General features: G+C 72.3%; 1 protein-coding gene. It reads left to right on the top strand.

All coding sequences use genetic code 11. The annotated features are described in order from the left end of the window. A partial coding sequence (locus tag INT12_RS30470; protein WP_226926387.1) for an Ig-like domain-containing protein occupies positions 1 to 1,037 on the top strand: 1,037 nt, incomplete at both ends.

The following is a 1,037-nucleotide window of genomic DNA, read 5'->3' as shown; positions in this document are numbered from 1 at the left end:
CTGTACAACGGCGCGCCCGCGGCCGCTGCGCAGGTCACCCTGAGCCTGACCGGCACGGCACCGCCGGGCTACACCATCACCAGCGCCGGGGTGATCAACGTCCCGGCCGGTGCCGCCGCCGGTGCGGTGAGCATCACCTACGAGCTGTGCGAAGCCGGCACCACCAGCAACTGCGACACCGCTGCGGTCGCGCTGCTGATCGCCCCCGCTGCCGCCGACGACACCTACACCACGTCGGCTGGCCAGCCGCTGGTGGGCGATGTCAGCATCAACGACAACGCGCCGGCCGGCGCCACCTACAGCGTGCTCACGCCGCCGGCCGCGGGCACCTTCACCCTGCAGGCAAACGGCAGCTTCAGCTACACGCCCGCCGGCGCTGGGCCGCAGACCCTGCAGTACCAGGGCCGCCTGCCTGCACCGGATGCCGGCCCCCGCGCCACCGCACCGGCGCGCCTCACCCTCCTCCCCAACACGCCACCGGTCACCGGCACCCAGCCGGGCAGCTTCACCCTGGCCGCCAACGACAACGTGCCGGCCGGTGCGACCTTCACCGTCCCCGTTGCCCCGACCAAGGGCACCGCCGTGCTGGCGGCGGACGGCACCCTGCAGTACACCGCCACGGCGGGCCAGAGCGGGGCCGACACGCTCACCTACCAGGTGTGCCTGCCCGCGCCGGATGGCACCACCTGCGATACCGCGCAGGTGGCGATCAACATCGCCGCCGCCGCGCTGGTGGCAGTGAACGAAGATTACAGCGCCGGCCCGATTCCGCCCAGTGGCGGCAGCACGCCCAGCGTGCTGCTCAATGACACGTTCAACGGCGCGGCCATCGTGCCCGGCAACACCCCGGTTACTGCATCGATGACCACCCTGGTATCGGGCTACAGCATGGCCGCCAACGGCGTGGTCACGGTTGCGCCGGGCACCACGCCCGCCGCCACCACGCTCACCTACCAGGTGTGCGAGAACGCACAGCCGGCCAACTGCGCGCAGGCCACGGCGCTGGTCGCGGTGCGTCCCAACGCGGCCGATGACAC

It is taken from the genome of Pseudomonas sp. K8, assembly GCF_014889455.1.
Classification (GTDB): Bacteria; Pseudomonadota; Gammaproteobacteria; order Pseudomonadales; family Pseudomonadaceae; genus Aquipseudomonas; species Aquipseudomonas veronii.
The sequence above is the reverse complement of the archived record's forward strand: the minus strand, read 5'-3'. Positions and strand labels throughout refer to the sequence as shown.